This window comes from Amycolatopsis sp. SID8362, from assembly GCF_010550475.1.
Taxonomy (GTDB): Bacteria; Actinomycetota; Actinomycetes; order Mycobacteriales; family Pseudonocardiaceae; genus Amycolatopsis; species Amycolatopsis eburnea.
This window is the reverse complement of record NZ_JAAGNB010001863.1, coordinates 1-406: the sequence shown is the minus strand read 5'-3', so window position 1 is coordinate 406 and position 406 is coordinate 1. Positions and strand designations below refer to the sequence as shown.

At 76.8% G+C, this 406-nt stretch carries 1 pseudogene; it reads left to right on the top strand.

Annotation, left to right across the window (positions count from 1 at the left end):
* Window positions 1-406, top strand: a pseudogene (locus G3I65_RS56235) (transcriptional regulator, SARP family protein); the annotation flags it as partial.

Here is a 406-nt window from a genome sequence, read left to right as displayed (position 1 = left end):
CGGCTGGCGCGCTACCGCCTCGGCGCCGAACCGCAGGTGCCGCACCAGCTGCCCGCCGACCTGCGGACCTTCTCCGGGCGCGAGGGCGACCTCAAGGCGTTGCACGCGCTGCTGCCGGAGGCGGTCGACGCCGGCGCGTCCACGCCGATCGCGTCCGTCGAAGGCATGGGCGGCGTGGGCAAGACGACGCTGGCCGTGCACTTCGCGCACGAGATCGCCGACCGGTTCCCCGGCGGGCAGGTCTACCTCAACCTGCGCGGCTACGGCCCCGGCGAGCCGGTCGAACCGGCGGCGGCGCTGGAGGCGATGCTCACCGCGCTCGGGGTGCCGTGCGACGCGATCCCGGCCGACCTCGACGGCCGCGCGGCGAGCTGGCGGACGCACACCGCGGGACGGCGGCTGCTGG